The organism is Streptomyces sp. NPDC060209, assembly GCF_042728155.1.
Lineage (GTDB): Bacteria > Actinomycetota > Actinomycetes > Streptomycetales > Streptomycetaceae > Streptomyces.
This window is the reverse complement of record NZ_JBHWZS010000010.1, coordinates 1-19912: the sequence shown is the minus strand read 5'-3', so window position 1 is coordinate 19912 and position 19912 is coordinate 1. Positions and strand designations below refer to the sequence as shown.

Sequence of the window (19912 nt, the reverse complement as noted above, 5' to 3'; positions counted from 1 at the left end):
TATGTCAAGGTCAAGCTTGTCGCCGCAGGCAGGCCGTGAGGACGGACACATGCGAATCGGCCAGCTCGCAGAGCTGACGGACACCCCGGCGCGGGCGCTGCGCTACTACGAGGCGCAGGGGCTGATCGAACCCCGGCGCCTGCCCAACGGATACCGCGCCTATGACGACTATCTGGTCGACCGGGTGACCCAGATCCGCGGCCTGATCGAAAGCGGCATCCCCACCCGGATCATCAAACAGATCCTGCCGTGCCTCGACAAGCCCCGCTCGGTCGTCGTCGAGGACGCCGACCCCGAGCTGCTGGAACTCCTGGCGCAGCAGCGCGACCGGATGGCGGCCCGCATCGACTGCCTCACCCGCAACCGCGACGCCATCGACAACTACATGAAGGCCGTCAGCGAGGCGATCACCCGCTGACGTGCGGCTGCGCCGCGGACGGAGGCAGGAGTGCGTCGGCACCCGCCCTTGCTTCGATGCTGGTCGTAGTATGGGACGGCCGCATCAGTCAGCCGTTTCAAGGAGTCACCGTGGCCCGTCCCCGTACCGCCCCCCGGACGGTGGAGCATCCTGACCTGTCGCAGGTTTCTCTTCAGCGGGTCCTGGAGGCGCTGGTGGACCCGGTGCGCCGGACTGTGGTGGCGCAGTTGGCCGGTGCCGGTCAGGACCTGAGCTGCGGGACGTTCGTCGCGCCGGTGTCGCTGTCGACGCTGACGCACCACTTCAATGTGCTGCGCGAGGCGGGCGTGATCCGCCAGTACTACGTGGGGACGACGAAGATGAACGCGCTGCGCACGGACGAGATGGACGAGAGGTTCCCGGGGCTGCTGCCGGCCGTGCTGGCCGCGGAGGCGGCATACAGCGCCTGAGGCTGCCGAGGTGCACTGCGCACCAGGTACATACTTCGATGGGTATCGTAATTTGACCACGGTCAAAGTTTGCGGCAGGGTGGAGAGCGCGCCGGGATAGTCCGGTGCTCTCCCGTTTTCTACCCCCGGGACTGGTGCACCATGGCAAAGCTCGTACAGTTCGACCGGATCGGCGGACCCGAGGTCCTCACCCTCCGCGATGTCGCCTCCCGCGCTCCGGGCGCCGGAGAGGTACGCATCCGGGTCGACGCGATCGGCCTGAACCGGGCCGAGATCATGTACCGCGAAGGCGCCTACTTCTACCAGCCGGTCTTCCCTTCCACGCTGGGCTACGAGGCCGCGGGCGTCGTCGAGGTAGTTGGTGAGGGCGTGAGCGATTTCTCCGCAGGCGACCCGGTGGCCGTCGTCCCGGCGTTCCTGCAGAGCGAGTACGGCACCTACGGCGAGAGCGTCGTCCTGCCGGCCTCAGCCGTCGTTCCCCGCCCTGAGCACGTGGACGCGGTCACCGCGGCGGCCGTGTGGATGGCCTACATCACCGCCTACGGCCCTCTCGCCGAAAGCGGCCGGGTGCGTCCGGGCGATCACGTCCTGATCACCGCCGCCTCCAGCAGCGTCGGCCTGGCCGCCCTCCAGATCGCCCGCCACATCGGTGCTATCCCGATCGCTACCACCCGCGGCACAGCTAAGAAGCAGCGCCTCCTGGACGCCGGCGCGGCCGACGTCATCGTCACCGACGACGAGGACCTGCCCGCACGCATCGAGGAAATCACCGGCGGCAAGGGCGTGCGCCTGGCCTTCGACCCGATCGCCGGCCCCGGCGTCGAAACCCTCGCCCAGGGCATCGCCCCCGGCGGACACCTGGTCGTCTACGGCGCGCTCGACCCGCGCACCACCCCGCTGCCCAACGCGCAGTCCTTCCCCGCGCTGAACACCAGCACCTACACCCTCTTCGAGATCACCACCGACCCCGAGCGGCTGCGCCGCGCGGTCGCCTTCATCAACGCCGGACTCGGCTCGGGCTCCTTCACCCCCGTCGTCGACAAGACCTTCGACCTGACCGACATCGCCGAGGCCCACCGCTACATGGAGGCCAACGGCCAGGTCGGCAAGATCGTCGTCACCGTCACCCACGACGACACCACCGCCTGAGACCGGCCGCGCCGCAGCAGCGAGACACGGCGCTCGCCCCACCACCGGCGCAGTCCCGTGCCCGGCCACTCCCCACCGCTTTCCTCCCCCAGATGCAAGAGAAAGGAGCACGTGTCATGCGTGCCTGGCAGCTCGAAGACTTCGGTCTGAACAACCTCCGCCTCGCGGAGCGCCCCACCCCCAAGCCCGGTCCCGGCGAGATCCTCGTCAAGGTCTCCGCGGTCTCCCTGAACTTCCGCGACAAGGCGATCGTCGACGGCGTCTACAACCCGGAGAAGATGCCGAAGAACCTGATCCCGGTCAACGACACGGCCGGCGTGGTCGCCGAGCTCGGCCCCGGCGTCACCGAGTGGAAGGTCGGCGACCGTGTGATGTCGCACTTCTACTCGCACTGGCTCGACGGCGCCCCCGCCCGGGACGAACCCGACTGGCAACTCGGCGGCCCGATCGACGGCGGCCTCGCCGAGTACATGATCCTCGAAGCGAACTCGGCCGTCCCGACCCCGGCCAACCTCACCGACGAGCAGGCCGCCACCCTGCCCATCGCCGCACTGACCGCCTGGTACTCCCTGGTCGAGTACGGCAACCTGAAGCCCGGCCAGTCCGTCCTGGTCCAAGGCACCGGCGGCGTCTCCCTGTTCGCCATCCAGATCGCCACCGCGCTCGGAGCCCGCGTCATCGCCACCTCCAGCAGCGACGACAAGCTGAAGAAGGCAGCCGCCCTGGGCGCCACCGACCTCATCAACTACCGCACCACCCCCGACTGGGCCGAGAAGGTACGTGAACTCACCGACGGCCAGGGCGTCGACCAGGTCATCGAGGTCGTCGGCGGCGACAACCTCAACCAGTCCGTCCACGCCACCCGGGCCGCCGGCCACATCTCCCTGGTCGGCTTCCTCGGCGGCATGACCGCCCAACTGGACGTCCTGGCCCTCCTCTACAGCCAGGCCGCCATCCGCGGAATCGCCGTCGGCCACCGCCGCGCCTTCCTCGACATGAACGCCTGGATCGAGAAGAACGGTCTGGACCCGGTCATCGACACCGTCTACGCGTTCGATGACGCGATCAAGGCGTACGAGCACCTCGCGCGCGGCGCCTTCGGCAAGATCGTCATCCGCGTCGCCGACTGACACTGCCCCGCCCGCCACGTCGCCCGGTCCCTGCAGTCACCTCTTCACCCGGCAACGCACTGACCAGCACCGAACACCGGGCCGACCTTGTGCCGGTGCGGTGCCTGCACTACTCGGGCCCGACCGGATCACACGAACTCGGGCGGCATCGGCCGGGTGGCATCGACCGTCCTCGGCTGCGGCAGGACCCGGACCCCCCGGCGCCCTGCGCCAGGCGCCGGTGGAGCTGGCGGTTTTCGGCCGTGGATTGGTGTAGGGCGCCGACCAGCGCCTCGACGTCGGCTTTGAGCCGGGCGATCTCTTGGGCGTCCGCGGCCCGCAGTTCCTTGAGTCTTCGGACCTGTCGGTCCTTGGTGACGTTGCCGCGGTGGGCGCCCGGCTGCCGGGCTAGATGATCGGCCCACGCGGCCCAGACGCCGTCGGTGACCTGGTTCAGTTCGCTAAGGCCCTGGTGGTGCAGCCAGACGGTGAACCGCTGCCAGCGCAGCACGGTGTCGTGGATGCCGTGCGGGCCCAGGTGGGAGTGCCAGATCGGATGTCCGACCAGCACGCTCGCCGGCAACGGCGTGTTGATCATCAACCAGGCCGCGAGTTGAACCTGTGGCCGCAGTGCGTCGGGGAAGCGGGCCCAGTCCAGATGCGGCCTCAAGGCGCTGGGGTTGGCGACCAGCGGGGCGAGGTGCCAGAGATCGTCGGCGTAGATCGAGACCGGGACCGGACCGGGGGCCAGGACCAGCGACGGCGCGATGACCGGAGTGTTCCAGGCCGGAAGCGCCGGCACTTCGGCGGGCAGAGCACTCAACTGTCGAACTCTCCGTTCAGAAGCTGATCGATGACCGCACGATCGGCGTCGGTGACCGCGTCCAGCGCGGCCTGCCACAGCGACGATCCGAGTCGGGCGCGCAATTCGGCGAGCCGGGCGTGGGCATCGGCCCAGTCCGCGTCCCACACGGCCGGCTCCACGACGCCACGCAGGTTGTCCAGCGCCTTCGACAGGTGGGCCAGGCGCGGGTGGTGTGCTGGCGTGACCCGCGCGTTCGGGCAGGCCGTGCACAACAGAAACGACGCCGCGCAGCCTTCACCGACCGGGCTGAAAGGGCTGTGCTCGAAGTCCGCGCAACCCGCGGTCGCCGTCTCCAGTTCACCCGCGTCCGGCGCCTCGGCCAGACGGGCGGCGAGGACAGTGCGGCGGGCAGCCTCCAGCGCATCCAGAGCGCCGTCGGCGATCACCGGCACCGCGGCCTGCTGGGCCTGCTGCTCACCCACGACGTAGACTTGGTCGTGAGTGTCCTGGGTGTTCTGCCCTGGCTCGCGCCGGTGCAGCACGTTCACCGTCTTGCGCAGCCGTCGCAGCGGAGAGCCGGACAAGCCCACCAAGCGCGCCCACGCCCCGCCGCCGGTCTCGTCCACGCCGAACCAGAACGGGCCCACCCGTACGGCCTTGGGACTCCTGCCCATCGTGCGGGGTCGTCTGCCGCCAGATCAGCAGTCGGTCGATATCCGAACCGAGCTGGCCCAAGAGCCGACGGGCGGCCGCGGTCGCCTCCAGCGCCTCGGTGATGATGCGCCCGGAGGAGTCGGCGCCCGAGTCGGTGAGGTTGCGGCTCTCGAACTGGCCGCGGTGCCCCCGCCCGGCGCCGCTTCTCCAACTGCAGCCGGTAGACCGGCATGCCCGCCTCCACCGTACCCGGCAGCGCCCTGGGCGTCGGCATCTCGGAGACCGTCGTGGCGTTCAGCCCGAGCTCCACGGCGGTAAGTACAGCCAGCGCGGCCGCCTCCTTGCGGCTGAGGTAGAGCCGCTTCCAGGTGTACTCCGCCCCGCCGCCGACCGGCGCGGCACGGTAGCGCCTGCGACCGTGCGCCGGTTCTCGTACACGGGTACATCCCCGGTGCGGGCCAGCACGTCCAGGGCCTTACCGAGCAGCCACTCCCGGCTGCCCGGTGCGAAGGTGCCCTCCCGCCAGGCAGTCAGGTGGGCGGTGTTCTCCCTGATCCGCAGCAACGCCGCACGGAACGTCCGTCGCGCCGCCAGGCGGATCTGACCGAACTCCTCCGGCGTGTAGGCCTGCTCGCCGCCCGCGGTCCAGGCGAACCGCTGGGCCATCGCCTCCCGCACCGGCCGTGTGAGCCGGGTGTCCATCTGCAACAAGGGGCGGCCACGGTGAAGTACTTGGTGTACCCGCTCGAGGACGGCGGCAGGCTCAGCCGCCACGCCTTCCAGTGCACGGCCGTCAGCCGGTCCACGTCCGCGGGCACCTGTCCAGCCTGCCGAGGAACTTCGCGAACGGACGCACCTCCCGCCGAAGCTCGCCCGCCTCATTGACGATCAGCATCAGCACAGCCCCCGGCACAGCAACACGGCCGGGCGCAGATACCTCTTGCCCGGTCACCGACCTGGACGCCCGCGCAACCCCCTCGGCCTCGCCGACACCCTGAGACACCACGGTCTGCCCGCCCGCGCAGCACGGAACACCGCCATGATGGACGCCCTGGTAGACCTGCCGCCCATGCTCATCGCCGACCTGCTCGGCATCCACCCCAAGACAGCCGAACGCTGGGCCACCCTCGCCGGCGGGAACTGGTCCGAATAGTTGACTTCGCGACGGGCCGCCCCGCGGGGCTAGGCAGCGTGCCCGGCGGGTCACTCGAGCCGGGCTGTTCAGGCTGCTTAATACGCCAGCTCCCCGATCCCTCCATCAACCCGCAGCACCGTGCCAGCGGTGTAAGCAGACTCATCCGAGGCGAGGTACACGGCCGCCTTCGCCAGCTCCGTGGCGGTTCCCAGGCGGTGGAGGGGTACGGTCTGCCGGAGTTCCTCATAGAGGGCGGCCTGGCGTTCGAGGCCGAGGGGGGCGAACGCGTTGGTGACGGTCGGGCCTGGGCTCAGTCCGTTGACGCGGATGCCCCGGTCCTTCAGCTCGTAGGTCAGACCGCGCGTGTAGGAGAGCAGCCCCGCCTTGGCCGCGCCGTAGACCGTCGCGTTCTCGTGTCCTATGTACGCGGAGACCGAACCGACGAGGATGACCGAGGACTGCTGCGAGAAGAGCGGCAGCAGGTCCCTGATCAGGAAGAACGGCGACTTGAGATTGGTCGCGACGAGCCTGTCGAACGCCTCCTCGGTCCATGCGTCGAGCGGTAGGTGGGTGACGTCGGCGGCGTTGCTCATCAGGATGTCGAGCTTCGGCCACTCCGCCCGCAGCCGTGCCGCGAGCGTTGCCTGGCCGGGTACGTCGCCGGCGTCGCTGGCGATGGTCAGCAGCGGGCCCTCCAGTTGGCGTGCCGCCTCGTCCAGCCTTTCCCGGGAGCGGCCGGTGATGGCGACCGTCGCGCCTTCGGCGAGGAACTGGCGGGCCGTTTCCAAGCCGATGCCGCTCGTTCCTCCGGTGATCAGTGCGTGCTTCCCTGCAAGACGATTCACTGTTCTGGTCTCCTCAGATCGCGGTCCGGCCGCCGTCGGCGGCCACGATCGCTCCGGTTACGTAGCTGGCGCGGTCACCGGCCAGGAAGGCGACCACCTGAGCCACTTCGGCCGGGTCCGACGTGCGCTTGAGCGCGGTAGTCAGACCCATGCCGCCCATGTCCGGGCCCATCGCCGCGACCACCTTGGAAGTGCGCATCGGCCCTGGGGCCACGGCGTTGACCCGCACGTTCGACTCGGCGAACTCCGCCGCCCAGGTGCGGGTCAGCGATTCGAGCGCAGACTTGGTGGCCCCGTAGACGGCCATGCCCGGCATGCCGATGCCGGCCGCGGTGGAGCTGATGTTGACGATGCTGCCGCCGCCGCCCGCGGCCATCTTCTCCGCGAACAGCGCGGTGAGCAGGAATGGTGCGCGCACGTTGACGGCGAAGGCGGCGTCGTAGCTCGCGAGGTCCTGCCCGGGGGTCGGGGCGAACGTCATCACACTCGCGTTGTTGATCAGGATGTCGACGGTTCCGGCGCCGTCGGCCAGTTGCCGCACAACCGCCGGGTCGGACAGGTCGGCGACGACGAACCGCACCGTTCCGGCCAAGGAGCCGCCACCGGCCGCGCGTATGTCCGCCACCACCTGGGCACCGCGCTCGGCGTCCCTGCCGGTGAGGATCACGTCGGCTCCGCCCGCGGCCAGCACCTCGGCCGTCGCGTGCCCCAGCCCGCCGATCGCGCCGGACCCGGTGACGAGTGCCGTCTTGCCTGCAAAATCCATTTCTTCGCCCTTCACGCCGGCCGTTGACCCAGCGACTTCTGTGCGTTCGTTCAAGAAGTAACGCGACCGAAGCTACGACTTCTTGAACGTCGAGTCAAGAAGTCGTAGTCTTGGCACGTGACACGAACCGGACGCCCCCGCGAGTTCGACAAGGAACAGACGCTGGAGCGCGCACTCGAACTGTTCTGGTCCCGGGGATACGGGGCGACGTCGATCCAGGACCTGGTCGACGCGCTGGCCGTCGAGCGCGGCAGCCTCTACGGCGCCTTCGGCGACAAGCGCCGCTTCTACCTGGACGCCGTCAAGCTCTACTGGGAGGTGTACGAGCGGCACCTGACCGCCGCGCTCGACACCACCCCGCTCCTGCCGGCCCTGCGCGAGATCCTGACCCACCCGGCGCGGCTGGACGAAATGATCTCCGACATGGGCGTGCCCCAGGGCTGCTTGGTCGGCAACACCACCGCCGAACTCGTCCCCCAGGACAGTGAGGCCACGGAGGTCGTGACCCGCTCATACCGCCGGTTCACCGAGATCGTCACCGACGCGCTCCGACGCGCCCAGGCCGCCGGCGAGGTCACGGCCAACTCCCTCCCCGAGGCCCAGGCGCAGCTCCTGCTCTACATCGTCCAGGGCCTGTCGCTCGTATCGAGAGCGGGTCTCGATCAGAGCGCGGCGCTGGCTGCGATCGACACGGCGGTGGACGGGCTGCGGGCGTGACCAGTCCCGATATTCAGATGGGCCCCAGGAGGACAGGAGTTCGGGGTCTTCCCGTGGCCGGCAGGGGACGCGGTGCGCCTGGAGGCGGTCGTGCCAGGAGACGACGGTTGTGCCACCGCCCGTTGGGTGGCCTCTTCGGCGTCGTGATGCCGCCCGCGGGACCTTCAGAGCTCATCGCGGCTCCGTACCGACTTCGCTTCAGGGGCATCGACATGCACATAGCCCGCCGCGACCCCGCCACCAGGGGCTTTACAATTCTGCCCCGCCACTGGACTGTCGAGCGGACTCTGGGGTGGCTCATGAACCACCGACGCCTGGCCCGCGACTACGAAGCCCACCCACACCGGTCCGAAGCCATGATTCACCTCGCGATGATGAACCTCATGACCCGCAGGATCACTGCCGAATCTACCCCGACATGGCGCGGCCCATGAAACTACACACACCTCAGTAATCCGGGATGAAACAACGGGACGAAACACCCTCTTACAGAGCGCCCACATCACTCCCTGCTGGGGTTGCCGCAGGGCCAGGGCCTCAGCTCCCGGCGGTGTCGCGTTCCCAGGCTGCGCGGATCTCGGGCGGGATCCGGCCGCGCGACGGCACGGCGTAGCCATGGGCGCGTGCCCATGTACGGATCGCTCCGGTGTCGACGGGCTGGTCATCGCCCGAGTAGGGCGCTGGTTTCCAGAGGGTGGGCTGGTGTGGGACAAACCGGGCAGGGGCATCGAGGATGCTGGGCGGAAACATGGGGACCTGGAGCTCTCCCGCGAGGACCGCGGTGAGGAAGTCCGTGAGGGTGCCGTCGTAGGTGAACCAGCGGGGGCCCCGCGCCTCGTTGACCGCGATCTGCCACCGGTCGGGGTCAGCTGCAGGGTCGGTGATCCAGAAGAGGTATTCGCCGTTGTAGGTGGCGCCGCAGGCGAAGAGCGTTTCGGGATCGTAGGGCACGGGATAGGCGTCCTCGTGCAGCTGCGCGCGGATTCGGCCGGGCATGGGGCCGGTGAGGTTGACGTACTCGGTCACGCCGTGGGGGTGGTAGACGTCGAGGTAGTCGTTGAAGGTTCCCGGTCCGTAGCGGTCTGCGAGTTCCTTGTAGTCCTGCGGCAGTGGCCTGCCGAGACTGGACTCGACGGTGTCCCAGCGGATGCCCATGGCCTGGCTGGGGGGCGGGCAGAGCTGGGTGAGAGCGGTGAGGGCGGTCATTGGATTCCTCGTTGGCGTCGGATCTGCTGTGCTGCGTGGTCGGGGTTGGGGAAGTCCTTGTCGAGGTTGAAGCCGTTGGAGCCGTCTGCCGCCATGTAGATGCGTGAAGGGACGGAATTTGCCCTGTCGTCGGTGTACTCGAGATACACGCTGTACTGGACGGTCTGTCCGGCGTTACCGTTGGCTGGGTCCCCCTCCACGGCATCGAGGATGTTCTTCTCAAGGCTGCGCATGACCCCGTTGTTGGTCGGGCTCTGAGTGATGGTGAAGAGATTGTCCAGACTGTCGCCACTACCGCCCAATACCTGAGCCAGCATGTGCCCACGGGCCTGGTTGTGGCGGGGGCCGTGGATGAAGCCCGGCGGTCTCAGCGCACCATCGGCGTCGGTGCCTTCTCTGAGCATGTCGCGCGTGACTGTCGCATGCATCTCGCTCGGCCGCCCGTGTTCGTCCTGGACGAACACGACCTTACCGCCCCAGGTGTGGTCTGCAGAGCAGCCGGCGAGCCCCAGGGGGTCCGCCATGGTGAACGGGTTGGGCACGTAGGCGTAATGGTTCGCCGCCGGCGCCAGTCCCAGCGGATCCGGGCTGATATAGCGGCCGGTCTGCGGGTCGTAGTAGCGGTGGACGTTGTAGTGCAGTCCGGTCTCGGGGTCGTAGTACTGCCCCGGGTATCGCAGAGGCGTGTACGCGGTGGCGCCCCTGTTCCACTGCGTGGCTCCCCAGGCCGTCGCGCGGGCCCGCCAGGCCATGTCTCCGTTGGGGGAGATCATGTACTGCGGGCTACCGGTCAAGTCATTGACGATGGCGAAGAAGCGGCGGTCCGTGTCCTCCTGGTCCCCGCTGTGACGCCTTGCCTCGCGCTGGGCAAGCGGGTACAAACCGGCGTAGTCCCATACCAGCACGGTGTTGCCGGTCCGCTGCTCGGCCAGCTGGGATCCGTCCCAGCTGTATTCGATGCGTTCAATGACGGCCCCGTCCGCATCGTGGTGGACCTTGGCGATCCTGCGGCCGAGGCCGTCATAGAGGTAGCGCCAGAGGGTTTCGTGAGGGGTGTGGACCTGCACCAGACGGTCTTCGGCGTTCCACCGGAATGTCCAGATGAGCTGCTTGCCGCTGAGGGTCCGCACGCAGCGTGAAATCAGCCGACCCTGCGCGTCGTAGGTGTAGTGAGTTCTACCCGAGCGGGACAGGCGGGTGCCGTCGTAAAGACGCTCACCGACACTGTCCTGACCTGGTGCCGGCTCGGGGAGATCAGCCCGGACCTGGTCACCGGCGGTGTTGTAGGAGTACTGCTCGCTCCAGCCCTGGGCTTGCACCCCGGTGATGCGACCCGCTGTGTCGAGAGTGAAGGTACGGCCGCCAACGATGCTGTCTTCGATGCCCACCGGGGTGCCGTCAGGTTGGTAGGTGAAGATTCTCTCGAGCATCTCCGCCTCGGCGCTGCGGAGGCTGTGCCGGGTCACCCGTCCGACCGGGTCCCAGTCCTGCCCCATAGCGAGCGAACCATCCAGGGTCCGAGAGGTCTCCCGCCCCAGCGCGTCGCGCTCGAAGCGGAAGGTGTGCTCCCCGGCGATGAAGGCGCTGAGGCCTGCGGGCCCGTATTCAAGGCTGCTCTCGGCGCCGCTGGGCGTACACCGCCAGGTGCGTCGGCCTTGTGCATCGTAGGCGTAGCGGAACGTGTGCCCGTTGACGGTTTCACCGACGATCCGGCCGGCGTCGTCGGCTTCGAGCGTGACGCGCGCCTCGGCACTGGCTATTTCCTGAAGGTGCCCCGTGGGCCCGTAGGTGAAGAATGAGGATCCGTCGTCATGGGACACCTGAGCAACCCGGCCCAGAACGTCACGCTGGTAGGCAAGGCTCTGTCCTGAAGCGTTGGTCCGCTTGACCAGTCGGCCGGCCGCGTCGTGCTGGTAGGCCAGGCTGCGCCCGTCGAAGTCGCTCTCCCGGATCAGCCTTCCGGCCTGGTCGTAGGCATAAGTCCACTCGCGGCCCCGAGTATCCGTGACCTTCGTCAGACGCAGTTCGCCGTCGTGGGTGAAGGTGTAACCGGGCTCATCGCCGCTGCGAGTCCCTGCCGGGAGAGCGAAGTGGGTGTAGCTATGGGTGACGACGCGCCCCATACGGTCGGTATGAGTCAGGAGATTCCCCTCACCGCCCCACGTCCACTCCTCGCGGGTGCCGTCCGGCAGTTCACGCCAGGACAGGTGGCCTTCGACGGTCCATTCCTGGCGAAGGGTGCTGCCCTCCGCATCGACGACCTCGGTGATACGGCCGAATGCGTCCCGGCTGCAGGTGGCGGTGGCCCCGGTAGCCGCTGTGACAGCCATCGGCAGTCCAGCCGCGTTGTTCGTAACACGGACCGCTCCGCCTGATGCGGAACGTATCTCGGCGGAAGCGCCTGCGCCGTCGAGGATGAAATCCGTTCGCTCGCCTGCAGAGTTGATCACAGCGGTGCGGTTGCCTGTTGCGTCGTATTCGTACAGGAAGCGTCTGCCGCCGCGCTCAACGATCTCGACCGGCAGTCGCTGCTCGTTGTAGAGCGCAGCCGTGCGTGCACCGTCGGGCGCGGTCATGGCGATGATGCTGCCGGCCTCGTCGCGTTCGAGCTGTGTCGTGTGCCCGAGCGGGTCGGTGACCTCCAGCATCCGGTCGTAGGCATCGAAGGCGTAATGGGTGGTGTTTCCCAAAGGATCGGTCTCGGCCACAACCTGGTGACGGTCGTTAAGGTGAAAAGCGGTGGTGGCACCGGTCGCGTCCGTATACCGCGTGATCCGACCGCCGGTCTCGCTACGAGTTCCGTAGGTGAAAGCGGAAGACAAATACCCCTCGGGGCCGATCGTGCGGTTCACCCGTCCCGCGTCGTCATAGACGTACTGATAGGTCGAACTGTTCCGGTCGGTCCACGAGGTGATCCGCTGGTCCTGGTCATAGGTGAAGCGCAGCGGAAGCCCTGAGGAGTTGGTGACCGATTCCAGGCTTGCGTTCTCATCGAAACCGAACGTCAGGACGGGGGCAGGGCCCTGCGGAGTATGGAGCGACAGTCCGGTGACGCGCCCGAGCTGCGTGTCGGAGCTGACCACCACTCGATAGCCCCCCTCGTGCAGCACGGTGGCAGGTATACCGTGCTCGTCACGGAGGATTTGTATGGCGTTGCCGTTACGGTCCTCGACTTCCCGCAGCCAGTACAAGCCGCTGCGGTAAGGGTTCCCGGTGAATCTGCGGATCAGCCCCGTGAGCGGATCCGTCACCACGTACGTGGTGTCTCCCATCGCAGTGGTGCCCGATTGGCTAAGCGGCAACCGGTCCCCTTCGACCGGATGGACCTCTGCGTCTTCATCCGGTAGAGCCGGATAGAGGAGCACCGAGCCGTCCTCGCGCGCCCAGGCAGCGCCCGTACCGAGAAGTTCCAGTCGCTCGTCAAGGGTGGATGCCCAGCTCATGCCGAAGAAATGGCCGTAGCGGTAGTCGGATATGTGGGTGCGGCGGAGCACGAGCGGCAGGACTCCGGGTAGCGCCAGGTCTGTCTGTGGCAGCACCATCTGACCACTGGCCACATCGACGGGGTCCGTCTCACAGCGCCTCTTGGACAGAGAGACCGCATTGCTTCGCGGGTCCTCCTGCGCGTCGCGCATCGAAGGCGGAGGCCGACGGCGTCCTCCTCCGTCGTCCACACGCCGATCGCCCTTGTCGCGGTCCTTGGTGTCTCCCGCCGATATCTTCTGCAGCCCGTCGCGGACGTCTTGATCGGTGTCTTTGTGAATCGCGGAGCTCTTGCTGATGGACTTCGGGACCGTTGTGCCGACGTGCTCTCCGAGGTCCTTGAGGGCCGTGCCAAGTTTGTCCACGACACCGTCGATGGTGGTGTCCAGCACCGCGGTCAACGAGTCCTTGCCCTTGGCCCGGCCATGATGCCCCTTGGCCTTGCCGAGCTTGCCGCCCGCCTTCTCACGCATGATGATCTGCACACCGGCCAGGTGCATCCCGGCCTTGCTGTGCGCATCGTGGTCGATCTCAGGGCCACCACCGGAGCCTGGGCCGCCACCCAGGCCCGGGCCACCGGACCCGCCCGCCGAGTTGATCTGCAGCGCGTCCTTCCCAGCTCGCGCCGTCTGGTCGGGGTTGTAGCCGTCCTGCACACCCGCCACGTTAAGAGCCGTCTGCACCGCCAGGTCCGCCACAATGCTCTCGATCGCGGCGACCGCCGGCTCGGTGAGCGTCGCGACGATCTCCCCGACGGCAGCCTCCGCCATCTCCTTCAGGATCCGCTTGAAAGCGATACGGGTCGCTGCGATCTTCGCGCCGGCCAGCAGCGTCGACAAACCGGCCGTGACCGGGGCGAACGCTAGGGTGACACCCACCGTGGCGCACAGATCAGCCAGCTCAGCCACGGCGGCTATCTTCCGGGCCACGATGATGTCCGCGACCCGGTCCAGCGCCCCGGCCACGAGCCGCGCCGCCTTCGCCAGGTCCTTGTGCTTGCCCTGCACCTTCGACCAGTGTTTGTCCAGCGCGGTCAGCGACTCGCTCTGTCCACTCGCGAGCAGCTTCTGAATGTGCTGATAGGCCGCGTACGCGTCATCGTCCGCGTCGTCCCCGAACTCCCGCAGCGCGTCCGCCATATCGCGGTAGGCGTCCTCATCGACGTTTGGCCAGCCAACACCGACCACATCGAGCATCGTGTCGACACCGTCAGGAATCGTGTAACCCACGACGCAACAGCCCCCGCAGACATGATCGGAACGAACAAGATCAACCAGCATGCCACGGCACGACGGCGCGATCCCAGGCCGATTGCGGCCGTCCCTGCGAGCGTGCAGCGCACAACACGAGTGAACCGGCACAAACTGGGGCCCGGATGCTTGCCGTCCCGGCGATCTCGACGGGCCACTATGGGTGACCGCTTGACGACGGCCCCGGATCGGCACGCGTTCGGTCCGCGACCGCGCACCCTCCGATCACCGGACATGTACCCCACGAACACTGACACGGGACCATCCCCGCGGGCATGGGGAGCACCTTGCTGAACTGCGATTTCGTCATTCGGGAGAGCCGTTCTGCACGACTTTCACCGACTCCGGCAAAGCGCCCCTTTCGGCCCTATCGACCTGCCACGCCCCCTCGTGCGCACTACCCGGAGGCAGCCGATGCCCGGATGTTCGCCGAACCGAACCGGCACCACCGGCCACCAGGCCGTGTTCTGACCGCCTCGCCGTAGCCCACAAGCGCAGGACTGACCAAACGCCGATGGTTCAGCCGGCGAGCGCCTCGCGCGCCGCGTTGAGGCTGCCGCGGAGGCCAGCAGATGACGATCGCGCCCGCCGTCCTCGCCCGCTGGGGAAGCGGGCCTGGAAGATGCCCGGCTGGCTCGAGCGCATCGTGCCCCGCGTCGACGTCGAAGGCCACGCCCTGGCCCGGGACGCGGGCGCTGCGGCCGCAACGCCCGGCGAAGCGGAGCGGCCGAGGCTCCCCGACCCGGTCGGGTGAGCGCGTGGTGAGCGTGTGCCCGGTGTGACGAAGGTTGTAGAAGCGAAAGCTGTCGGGCATGACCACCGTCCGTCGCACCTTGCGCCACTTCCGCCCAAGGGATGAGCGGCGGAACGGCGCTCCCTGCTCCCCTACGAAGAGCAGCCCCCGGTCCCTATGACAAGCCGAGAACTCGAAGTAATCGTCAGAGCGCTGCGGCACGGAACCTGCGGCGCAGGAGTATTTGACCCACCTGCAAGACCTTGGGCAGGCCAAACCCGGTTTCCTGCCTATGTGATCTGCGCCGACGCGCGAAGCGAGCACTGGACGGCATCCGTGCCGGCCAGAGCCCCACAGCGGGACGTCTTCTCAGGATTTCCAAGGACGGGGACATTTGCAACTTCGCCCTGGGCGGGTGCTGTTCCCCCAACCACGCTGCAAGTCAGTTACCAGGTCCTAGAGTTGATGGTGCACCGGTCGGGTGCGCCCTGGTGAGGAGGCGTTAACGTGTCGCGAGGCTGGAAGACTGCGATCGTGGTGGTCGCATCGGCGGGGATCGTCTCCACACCGCTGTTCTGGTTGCTGGACAAGCCGGACACTGGACAACTGGTCGGCGCGACCATCCAGAGTGCCGCGGGGATTGTCGCCCTGCTCTGGGCGCTGTTCCAGAAGCCGGCCACCCCAGGGCCGGCGGACGCGGCCGTCGACACTGGCCGGGCAAAGGCTTCTGGCGGTGCTACTGCCCGAACTGGCATCAAACGCCGGGGCGCTGGCAGTGGGTCGGCGCAGGCCGAGCGCACCGGGGATGCCACCGCGACCGGTCCTGGAAGCACTGCCAGCTCCGGCATCGACTACAGCTAACCCGACCGCTAGGCGGATTCGCGACGAACGAACAAAGGGGCCCGTTTGCCATGCGCTGGTGGAAGCGCCACCACGGTGCCGACGATGAGGCCAGCTGCCGGAAGGGGCCAGGCATTCCCGTGGTCGTCACGGACACTGGAGACGCCAACGCTACGGACGGCTCGACTGCAGTAACAGGTTTGCGCTCATCGGCCCCCGAACCTGCCACCCTCGGACCAGTCAGCGACACAGGGAACGCGTACGCAACCGCGGGCGGCATCGCTAACACCGGGCACCTGCAAATCGACGCCGCCTTTTCGGGCAGCGCGCACACCGTCGTGCAGGCCGGAGTCATAAACCGGCTCACGATCGGCGAGGCGGCCGCAGCTCCTCTGCCGATGCCGCATCAGTTGCCGCCACGAGTTGTTGGCTTCCGGGACCGGGCAGACGCCGTGAGTGCCCTGAAAGCGAACTGGGAGCGGCGGCGACTGGCCGACGAGCCTGCGGTCGCAATCGTGAGCGGCATGGGCGGTGTGGGCAAGACCTCGCTCGCCGTCCACTGGATCCATGCAATCGCCGACCAGTTCCCCGACGGCCAGCTCTATGCCAACCTGCGCGGTTTCTCGGACGGGCCCACCGCCACGGCGAGTCAGGTGCTCGAACAGTTCCTGCGTTCGCTGGACGTACCAGCAGACAAGATCCCCGACGACGAGGACAGCCGGGCTGCGCTCTTCCGGTCGATCACCCATGGCCGGTCTTTTCTGCTGCTCCTCGACAATGCCCTGGACGCTCGCCAGGTCCGGCCGTTGATCCCTTCAACCAACACTTCGCTCACTGTGATCACGAGCCGGAACAGGCTCGCCGGACTCGCGGTCCAGCTCGGGGCGCAGCGGGTTGGCCTGGAACCCTTCGACGGCCACGTGGCGATCCAGATGCTCATCGGTGACCGGGAAGGCTTGCCGGAGACCGACCTGCTCCTGGCCGACAACATCGCCCGCAAGTGCGGATACCTTCCATTGACACTGCGGATTACTCTCGAAAGGCTGGCGAGCCGAGGCCTCGGCTCGTTCGGTGCATGCGCTGCGGAGATCATCGGAGAGCTGCAGGACGCTCGTGCTGCTCTGGACACGTTCTCCCCACTGGACGACGACTCATCTACGGAGCTGCGTGTGGTGCTTTCCTGGTCCTATGCCAACATCCCCCATGACCTGGCCCGGACGTTCCGGCTGCTTGGACTTCATCCCGGAGCCGACTTCAGCGCGGCCGATGCCGCCGCGCTGGCGGCCGTCGAACAAACCGAGGCCGTACGCCGCATGGACCGGCTAGTCCAGCTCAGCCTGCTGGAGCCATCGGGTTGGTCGCGCTTCCGATTTCACGACCTGCTGCGGGCATTCGCAGCGGAGCGCGCTCAGGAGGACGAGCCTGGGGCGGAAGTCGGTCTAGCGCGGCGCCGACTGCTGACGCGGTATCTCTCCCGCATCGACGCGGCCGATCGCATCCTGGCTCCAGGGCGCCGTCACGTGCTGTCGGCCGAGGAGGCCGGTGAACCGTTCACCTCGTATGAGGAGGCCCTCGCTTGGTGCGACTCGGAGCGGCTGAACTCCATGGCGATGGTCCGGGCGGCTGAGGCGAACGGCGAGGACGACCTGTGCTGGCGCATCGCCATGGCGCTGATCACCCCCCTTGTTCTGCGCTCTTACCACGCGGACCGCCGTAAGGTCTGCGAGATCGGGCTGGACGCTGCCCGCCGGGCCGGGGACAGCTGGGGTGAGGCGTGGAGCCTGATGAGCCTCGGGGGCGCGCTGCACGAACTGAGCCTGAACGATGAGGCCGCCGAGAAGGATCGTGAAGCGGCGTCGCTGTGGCGTGCACTGGGAGATGCCGAAGGCGAGGGTAAAAGCCTGAACAACCTGTGCGATGCGTTGATCGCCCAGGGCCAGCTGGTGGAGGCGGCCCAGGTGATGGAGGATGCGCTGCGCATTCGCCGCGCGGTCGGAAATCAGCGTGAGATCGCCATCTCACTAATCCTGCTCGGTGACCTGCACTTGGCGCAGGGCAACCCGGAGGCGGCTGAGCAGAACTACCGGGAGAGCCTGGAGCTGCGAGCCTCGGCAGACCGACAGACCATCGGGTTCGCACTGACAGGTCTGGCCAAGGTCGCGCTGCTGCGGGGCGATCTGAATTCCGCGCAGGAGGCCTTCGGCGAAGCCGCCAACGCCCATGAGGAATCCGGCTACCCGAACGGTCAGGCCATCGCGTTGCGCGCTCGTGCGCGCTGCCTCCGTGATCTGGGGCGCGCGGATGACGCGCACGCCGCGATGGTAAATGCCTTGGCTCTGCTGCGGGCCGCCGGCGATCCGGCGGCCGACGAGGTGCAGCGCGAACTCGAGGAGTACGGGCGCAGCTCCAGGTGAGGGGTCTAGGGCCTGTGTGGGGTCGCGATCACCCTGTCGTCGGGGTGATGTCGTTGAGCCAGATCATGGCCATGCGCTCGACGGTGTTGCGGTCCTTGTAGAGCTCGACGTCGTGGGCGACGGGCCGACCACCCCGGCTGCCTCGCTTCTTGCGGTGCGCGGCCTGGTCCTTCTTCTCCGGGATGACGGCCTTGACGCCGCGCCTGCGCAGGCAGGCGCGGTTGGCGCGGGAGGAGTACGCCTTGTCGCTTCCCGGATCTTGCCCCGGACGGCCCCACCGGCAGCTGGATCCCCGGCCTCCTCATCCGCGACGTCCGGGGTATCCCGGTCCGCTGGTAGCGGCTGACGGCGGCGGCCCCGGTCCGCCGCCGGAGGGCCATGACATTCGGCAGGCAATTCCGTTGTACGGGGCCCACGTTGTGGGAGATCATGTGCGTTTGTGACCTCGCGAGCAGATGAACCTATCCACGACGCGGCCCCGCCCGCCCCCGCCGTGGCCGTCACCCCCTCCACCCCGGTGCACCGGGACGGCAATGTCCTGCGCTGGCTGATCGCCTACACCTTCTCCGTGGTCGGCGACGCCGCCTACTTCGTGGCGCTCGGCTGGGCCGCGCAGAAGGTGGCCGGACCGGCCCAGGTCGGCCTGGTGATGGCGGTCGGCGCGATACCCCGGGCGATCCTCATGCTCGGCGGCGGTGTGATCGCCGACCGGTTCGGCCCGCGCAGGGTGGTCATCTCCTCCGACGCGGTCCGCGCTGTGGTGATCCTCGCGGCCGCCGCAGCGCTCGCGTTCAGCACCCCCGGCCTCTGGTTGCTCGTCGCGCTTGCCCTCGTCTTCGGCGTCGTGGACGCCCTGTTCATGCCGGCGGTCGGAGCCATGCCGCCCCGGCTCACCGGCCGCGACCAGCTGATGCGGGTGCAGAGCCTGCGCAATCTGGTGCAGCGGTCCGGCCACATCGCCGGTCCCCCGCTCGCCGGATTCTCGATGGGGCTCGGCGGCCCCGCCGCCGCGTTCGCCGTGACCGGCGTCCTCTTCACCCTCTCGCTGTTCCTCCTGGTCGCGGTCCGGCTCGCCCCGCTGCCGCCCGCGGAACAGCCCGCCGCGGACTCCACCGCCCGACGGGACCTGGTCGACGGCATCGTCTACCTGCGCCACGAGCCCGTCGTCGGCCCGCTCGTCCTCTCCGGACTGCTCTCCATGATCGGCTGCATCCCGCCGATGGCGATCGGCGTCATCGTGCTCGCCGAGGAACGCGGCTGGGGCCCCTCCGGCGGTGCCTGGGTGAACGCCGCCCTCAGCACCGGCGTCTGCACGACCTCTCTCCTGCTCGTCGTGCGCGGCCGCTTCCCCCGGGCCGGCCACTGGCACAACATCGCCCTGCTCGTCGCCTCCGCCGGCATCGGCCTGATCGGCGTCATGCCGAACCTCGCCCTCGCGGTCGCCTTGGCGCTCGTCTCCGGCCTGGTCTCCGGCCTCTGCGGCGGTCTGGCCCTGGCCCTGATGCAGGCCAACACCGCCCTCGCCTTCCAGGGCCGGGTCGCCTCCGTCCAGGCGCTCAGCGCGGTCGGCATCACCCCGGTGATGTTCCCGCTCTTCGGCCTCCTGGTGGAAGGGTGGGGCGCCGGCCCCACCTTCCTCCTCTTCGGCTGCATCAGCATGCTCGGCGCCACGGTCTCCACCGCCTCCCACGCCGTCCGCCATGCCGACCTGGACTTCACGAAGACCGCGGACTGACTCCGGCCCCCGGCCGGGGCCCGCTAACTGATCGTTTCAAAATGAGGTCCGGAGTCGTCTCAAACAGATGATGCTGCAGGCAAGTTGGAGCAGTCCGAGGTGGAGGTCGGCGCGTATCTCGTAGCGGATGCGGAGTCGTTTGAACTGGTGGAGCCAGGCGAAGGTACGCTCGACGACCCAGCGGGTCTTGCCCAGGCCGGAGCC

At 68.2% G+C, this 19912-nt stretch carries 17 protein-coding genes and 3 pseudogenes; 10 read left to right on the top strand and 10 right to left on the bottom strand.

From position 1 onward, the window contains the following. The first annotated feature begins 49 nt into the window (after positions 1–49). The 4 genes from ACFWFI_RS03735 (at position 50) to ACFWFI_RS03720 (ending at position 3146) form a co-directional block, all read left to right on the top strand. Positions 50–418, top strand: a complete 369-nt coding sequence (locus ACFWFI_RS03735) for a MerR family transcriptional regulator (RefSeq protein ID WP_387385023.1) — start codon at positions 50–52, stop codon at positions 416–418. Between the two features lie 110 nt (positions 419–528). Further along, positions 529–867 (top strand): ArsR/SmtB family transcription factor, encoded by a 339-nt coding sequence (locus ACFWFI_RS03730; RefSeq protein WP_387385021.1) that lies wholly within the window; start codon positions 529–531, stop codon positions 865–867. Positions 868–1008: 141 nt separating this feature from the next. Continuing rightward, positions 1009–2016, top strand: coding sequence for a zinc-dependent alcohol dehydrogenase family protein (locus ACFWFI_RS03725; protein ID WP_387385018.1), 1008 nt, complete (start codon positions 1009–1011; stop codon positions 2014–2016). A gap of 116 nt (positions 2017–2132) precedes the next feature. Further along, positions 2133–3146: a zinc-dependent alcohol dehydrogenase family protein gene (locus ACFWFI_RS03720; protein ID WP_387385016.1), complete on the top strand. Its 1014-nt coding sequence runs from the start codon at positions 2133–2135 to the stop codon at positions 3144–3146. 109 nt (positions 3147–3255) lie between these two features. On the opposite strand, the gene ACFWFI_RS03715 is transcribed toward ACFWFI_RS03720, so the two are convergent. The 5 genes from ACFWFI_RS03715 to ACFWFI_RS03695 all read right to left on the bottom strand — a co-directional run bounded on the left by ACFWFI_RS03715 (position 3256) and on the right by ACFWFI_RS03695 (position 7330). Further along, positions 3256–3948 (bottom strand): hypothetical protein, encoded by a 693-nt coding sequence (locus ACFWFI_RS03715; RefSeq protein WP_387385014.1) that lies wholly within the window; start codon positions 3946–3948, stop codon positions 3256–3258. Next, the gene (locus ACFWFI_RS03710) at positions 3945–4577 is read right to left on the bottom strand and encodes a hypothetical protein (RefSeq protein ID WP_387385011.1); all 633 of its coding nucleotides are present in this window, start codon (positions 4575–4577) and stop codon (positions 3945–3947) included. Before ACFWFI_RS03710 ends, ACFWFI_RS03715 begins: the two co-directional genes overlap by 4 nt. 301 nt (positions 4578–4878) lie before the next feature. Further along, positions 4879–5286, bottom strand: a complete 408-nt coding sequence (locus ACFWFI_RS03705; RefSeq protein WP_387385009.1) for a hypothetical protein — start codon at positions 5284–5286, stop codon at positions 4879–4881. A gap of 528 nt (positions 5287–5814) precedes the next feature. Further along, on the bottom strand, positions 5815–6564 hold the full coding sequence (locus ACFWFI_RS03700) for an SDR family oxidoreductase (protein ID WP_387385006.1): 750 nt from the start codon (positions 6562–6564) through the stop codon (positions 5815–5817). 13 nt (positions 6565–6577) lie between these two features. Then, positions 6578–7330 carry an SDR family NAD(P)-dependent oxidoreductase gene (locus ACFWFI_RS03695; protein ID WP_387385004.1) on the bottom strand — a complete coding sequence of 251 codons (753 nt, stop codon included), beginning with the start codon at positions 7328–7330 and terminating at the stop codon, positions 6578–6580. Positions 7331–7447: 117 nt separating this feature from the next. On the opposite strand from ACFWFI_RS03695, the gene ACFWFI_RS03690 reads away from it, so the two are divergent. Further along, the gene (locus ACFWFI_RS03690; protein WP_387385002.1) at positions 7448–8047 is read left to right on the top strand and encodes a TetR/AcrR family transcriptional regulator; all 600 of its coding nucleotides are present in this window, start codon (positions 7448–7450) and stop codon (positions 8045–8047) included. A gap of 203 nt (positions 8048–8250) precedes the next feature. Then, positions 8251–8481 (top strand): annotated as a pseudogene (locus ACFWFI_RS03685) (IS5/IS1182 family transposase); the annotation flags it as partial. A gap of 103 nt (positions 8482–8584) precedes the next feature. Here ACFWFI_RS03685 and ACFWFI_RS03680 read toward each other — a convergent pair. Together ACFWFI_RS03680 and ACFWFI_RS03675 are read right to left on the bottom strand one after the other, a co-directional pair. Then, a complete protein-coding gene (locus tag ACFWFI_RS03680) occupies positions 8585–9253 on the bottom strand; it encodes an Lsr2 family DNA-binding protein (protein WP_387385000.1) in 669 nt (222 codons plus the stop codon). Then, a complete protein-coding gene (locus tag ACFWFI_RS03675; protein ID WP_387384998.1) occupies positions 9250–13965 on the bottom strand; it encodes an RHS repeat-associated core domain-containing protein in 4716 nt (1571 codons plus the stop codon). Before ACFWFI_RS03675 ends, ACFWFI_RS03680 begins: the two co-directional genes overlap by 4 nt. Before the next feature lie 643 nt (positions 13966–14608). Between ACFWFI_RS03675 and ACFWFI_RS03670 the strand changes: the two genes are divergently transcribed. Further along, entirely contained in the window at positions 14609–14740 is a 132-nt protein-coding gene (locus ACFWFI_RS03670; RefSeq protein WP_387385141.1) for a hypothetical protein, read from the top strand. Here the strand turns inward: ACFWFI_RS03670 and ACFWFI_RS03665 are convergent. Beyond that, positions 14738–14887 (bottom strand): annotated as a pseudogene (locus ACFWFI_RS03665) (site-specific integrase); the annotation flags it as partial. The gene ACFWFI_RS03670 and the pseudogene ACFWFI_RS03665 sit on opposite strands and share 3 nt — an antisense overlap. A gap of 339 nt (positions 14888–15226) precedes the next feature. On the opposite strand from ACFWFI_RS03665, the gene ACFWFI_RS03660 reads away from it, so the two are divergent. Together ACFWFI_RS03660 and ACFWFI_RS03655 are read left to right on the top strand one after the other, a co-directional pair. Beyond that, positions 15227–15580 (top strand): hypothetical protein, encoded by a 354-nt coding sequence (locus ACFWFI_RS03660; protein ID WP_387384996.1) that lies wholly within the window; start codon positions 15227–15229, stop codon positions 15578–15580. 50 nt (positions 15581–15630) lie between these two features. Then, on the top strand, positions 15631–17973 hold the full coding sequence (locus ACFWFI_RS03655) for a tetratricopeptide repeat protein (RefSeq protein ID WP_387384994.1): 2343 nt from the start codon (positions 15631–15633) through the stop codon (positions 17971–17973). A gap of 73 nt (positions 17974–18046) precedes the next feature. On the opposite strand, the pseudogene ACFWFI_RS03650 reads toward ACFWFI_RS03655, so the two are convergent. Continuing rightward, positions 18047–18223 (bottom strand): annotated as a pseudogene (locus ACFWFI_RS03650) (IS5/IS1182 family transposase); the annotation flags it as partial. 189 nt (positions 18224–18412) lie between these two features. Between ACFWFI_RS03650 and ACFWFI_RS03645 the strand changes: the two are divergent. Continuing rightward, on the top strand, positions 18413–19708 hold the full coding sequence (locus ACFWFI_RS03645) for an MFS transporter (RefSeq protein WP_387384992.1): 1296 nt from the start codon (positions 18413–18415) through the stop codon (positions 19706–19708). 36 nt (positions 19709–19744) lie between these two features. On the opposite strand, the gene ACFWFI_RS03640 is transcribed toward ACFWFI_RS03645, so the two are convergent. Beyond that, positions 19745–19912, bottom strand: a 168-nt coding sequence (locus tag ACFWFI_RS03640; RefSeq protein ID WP_387385131.1) for a transposase, incomplete at its 5' end; no start/stop codon positions are given.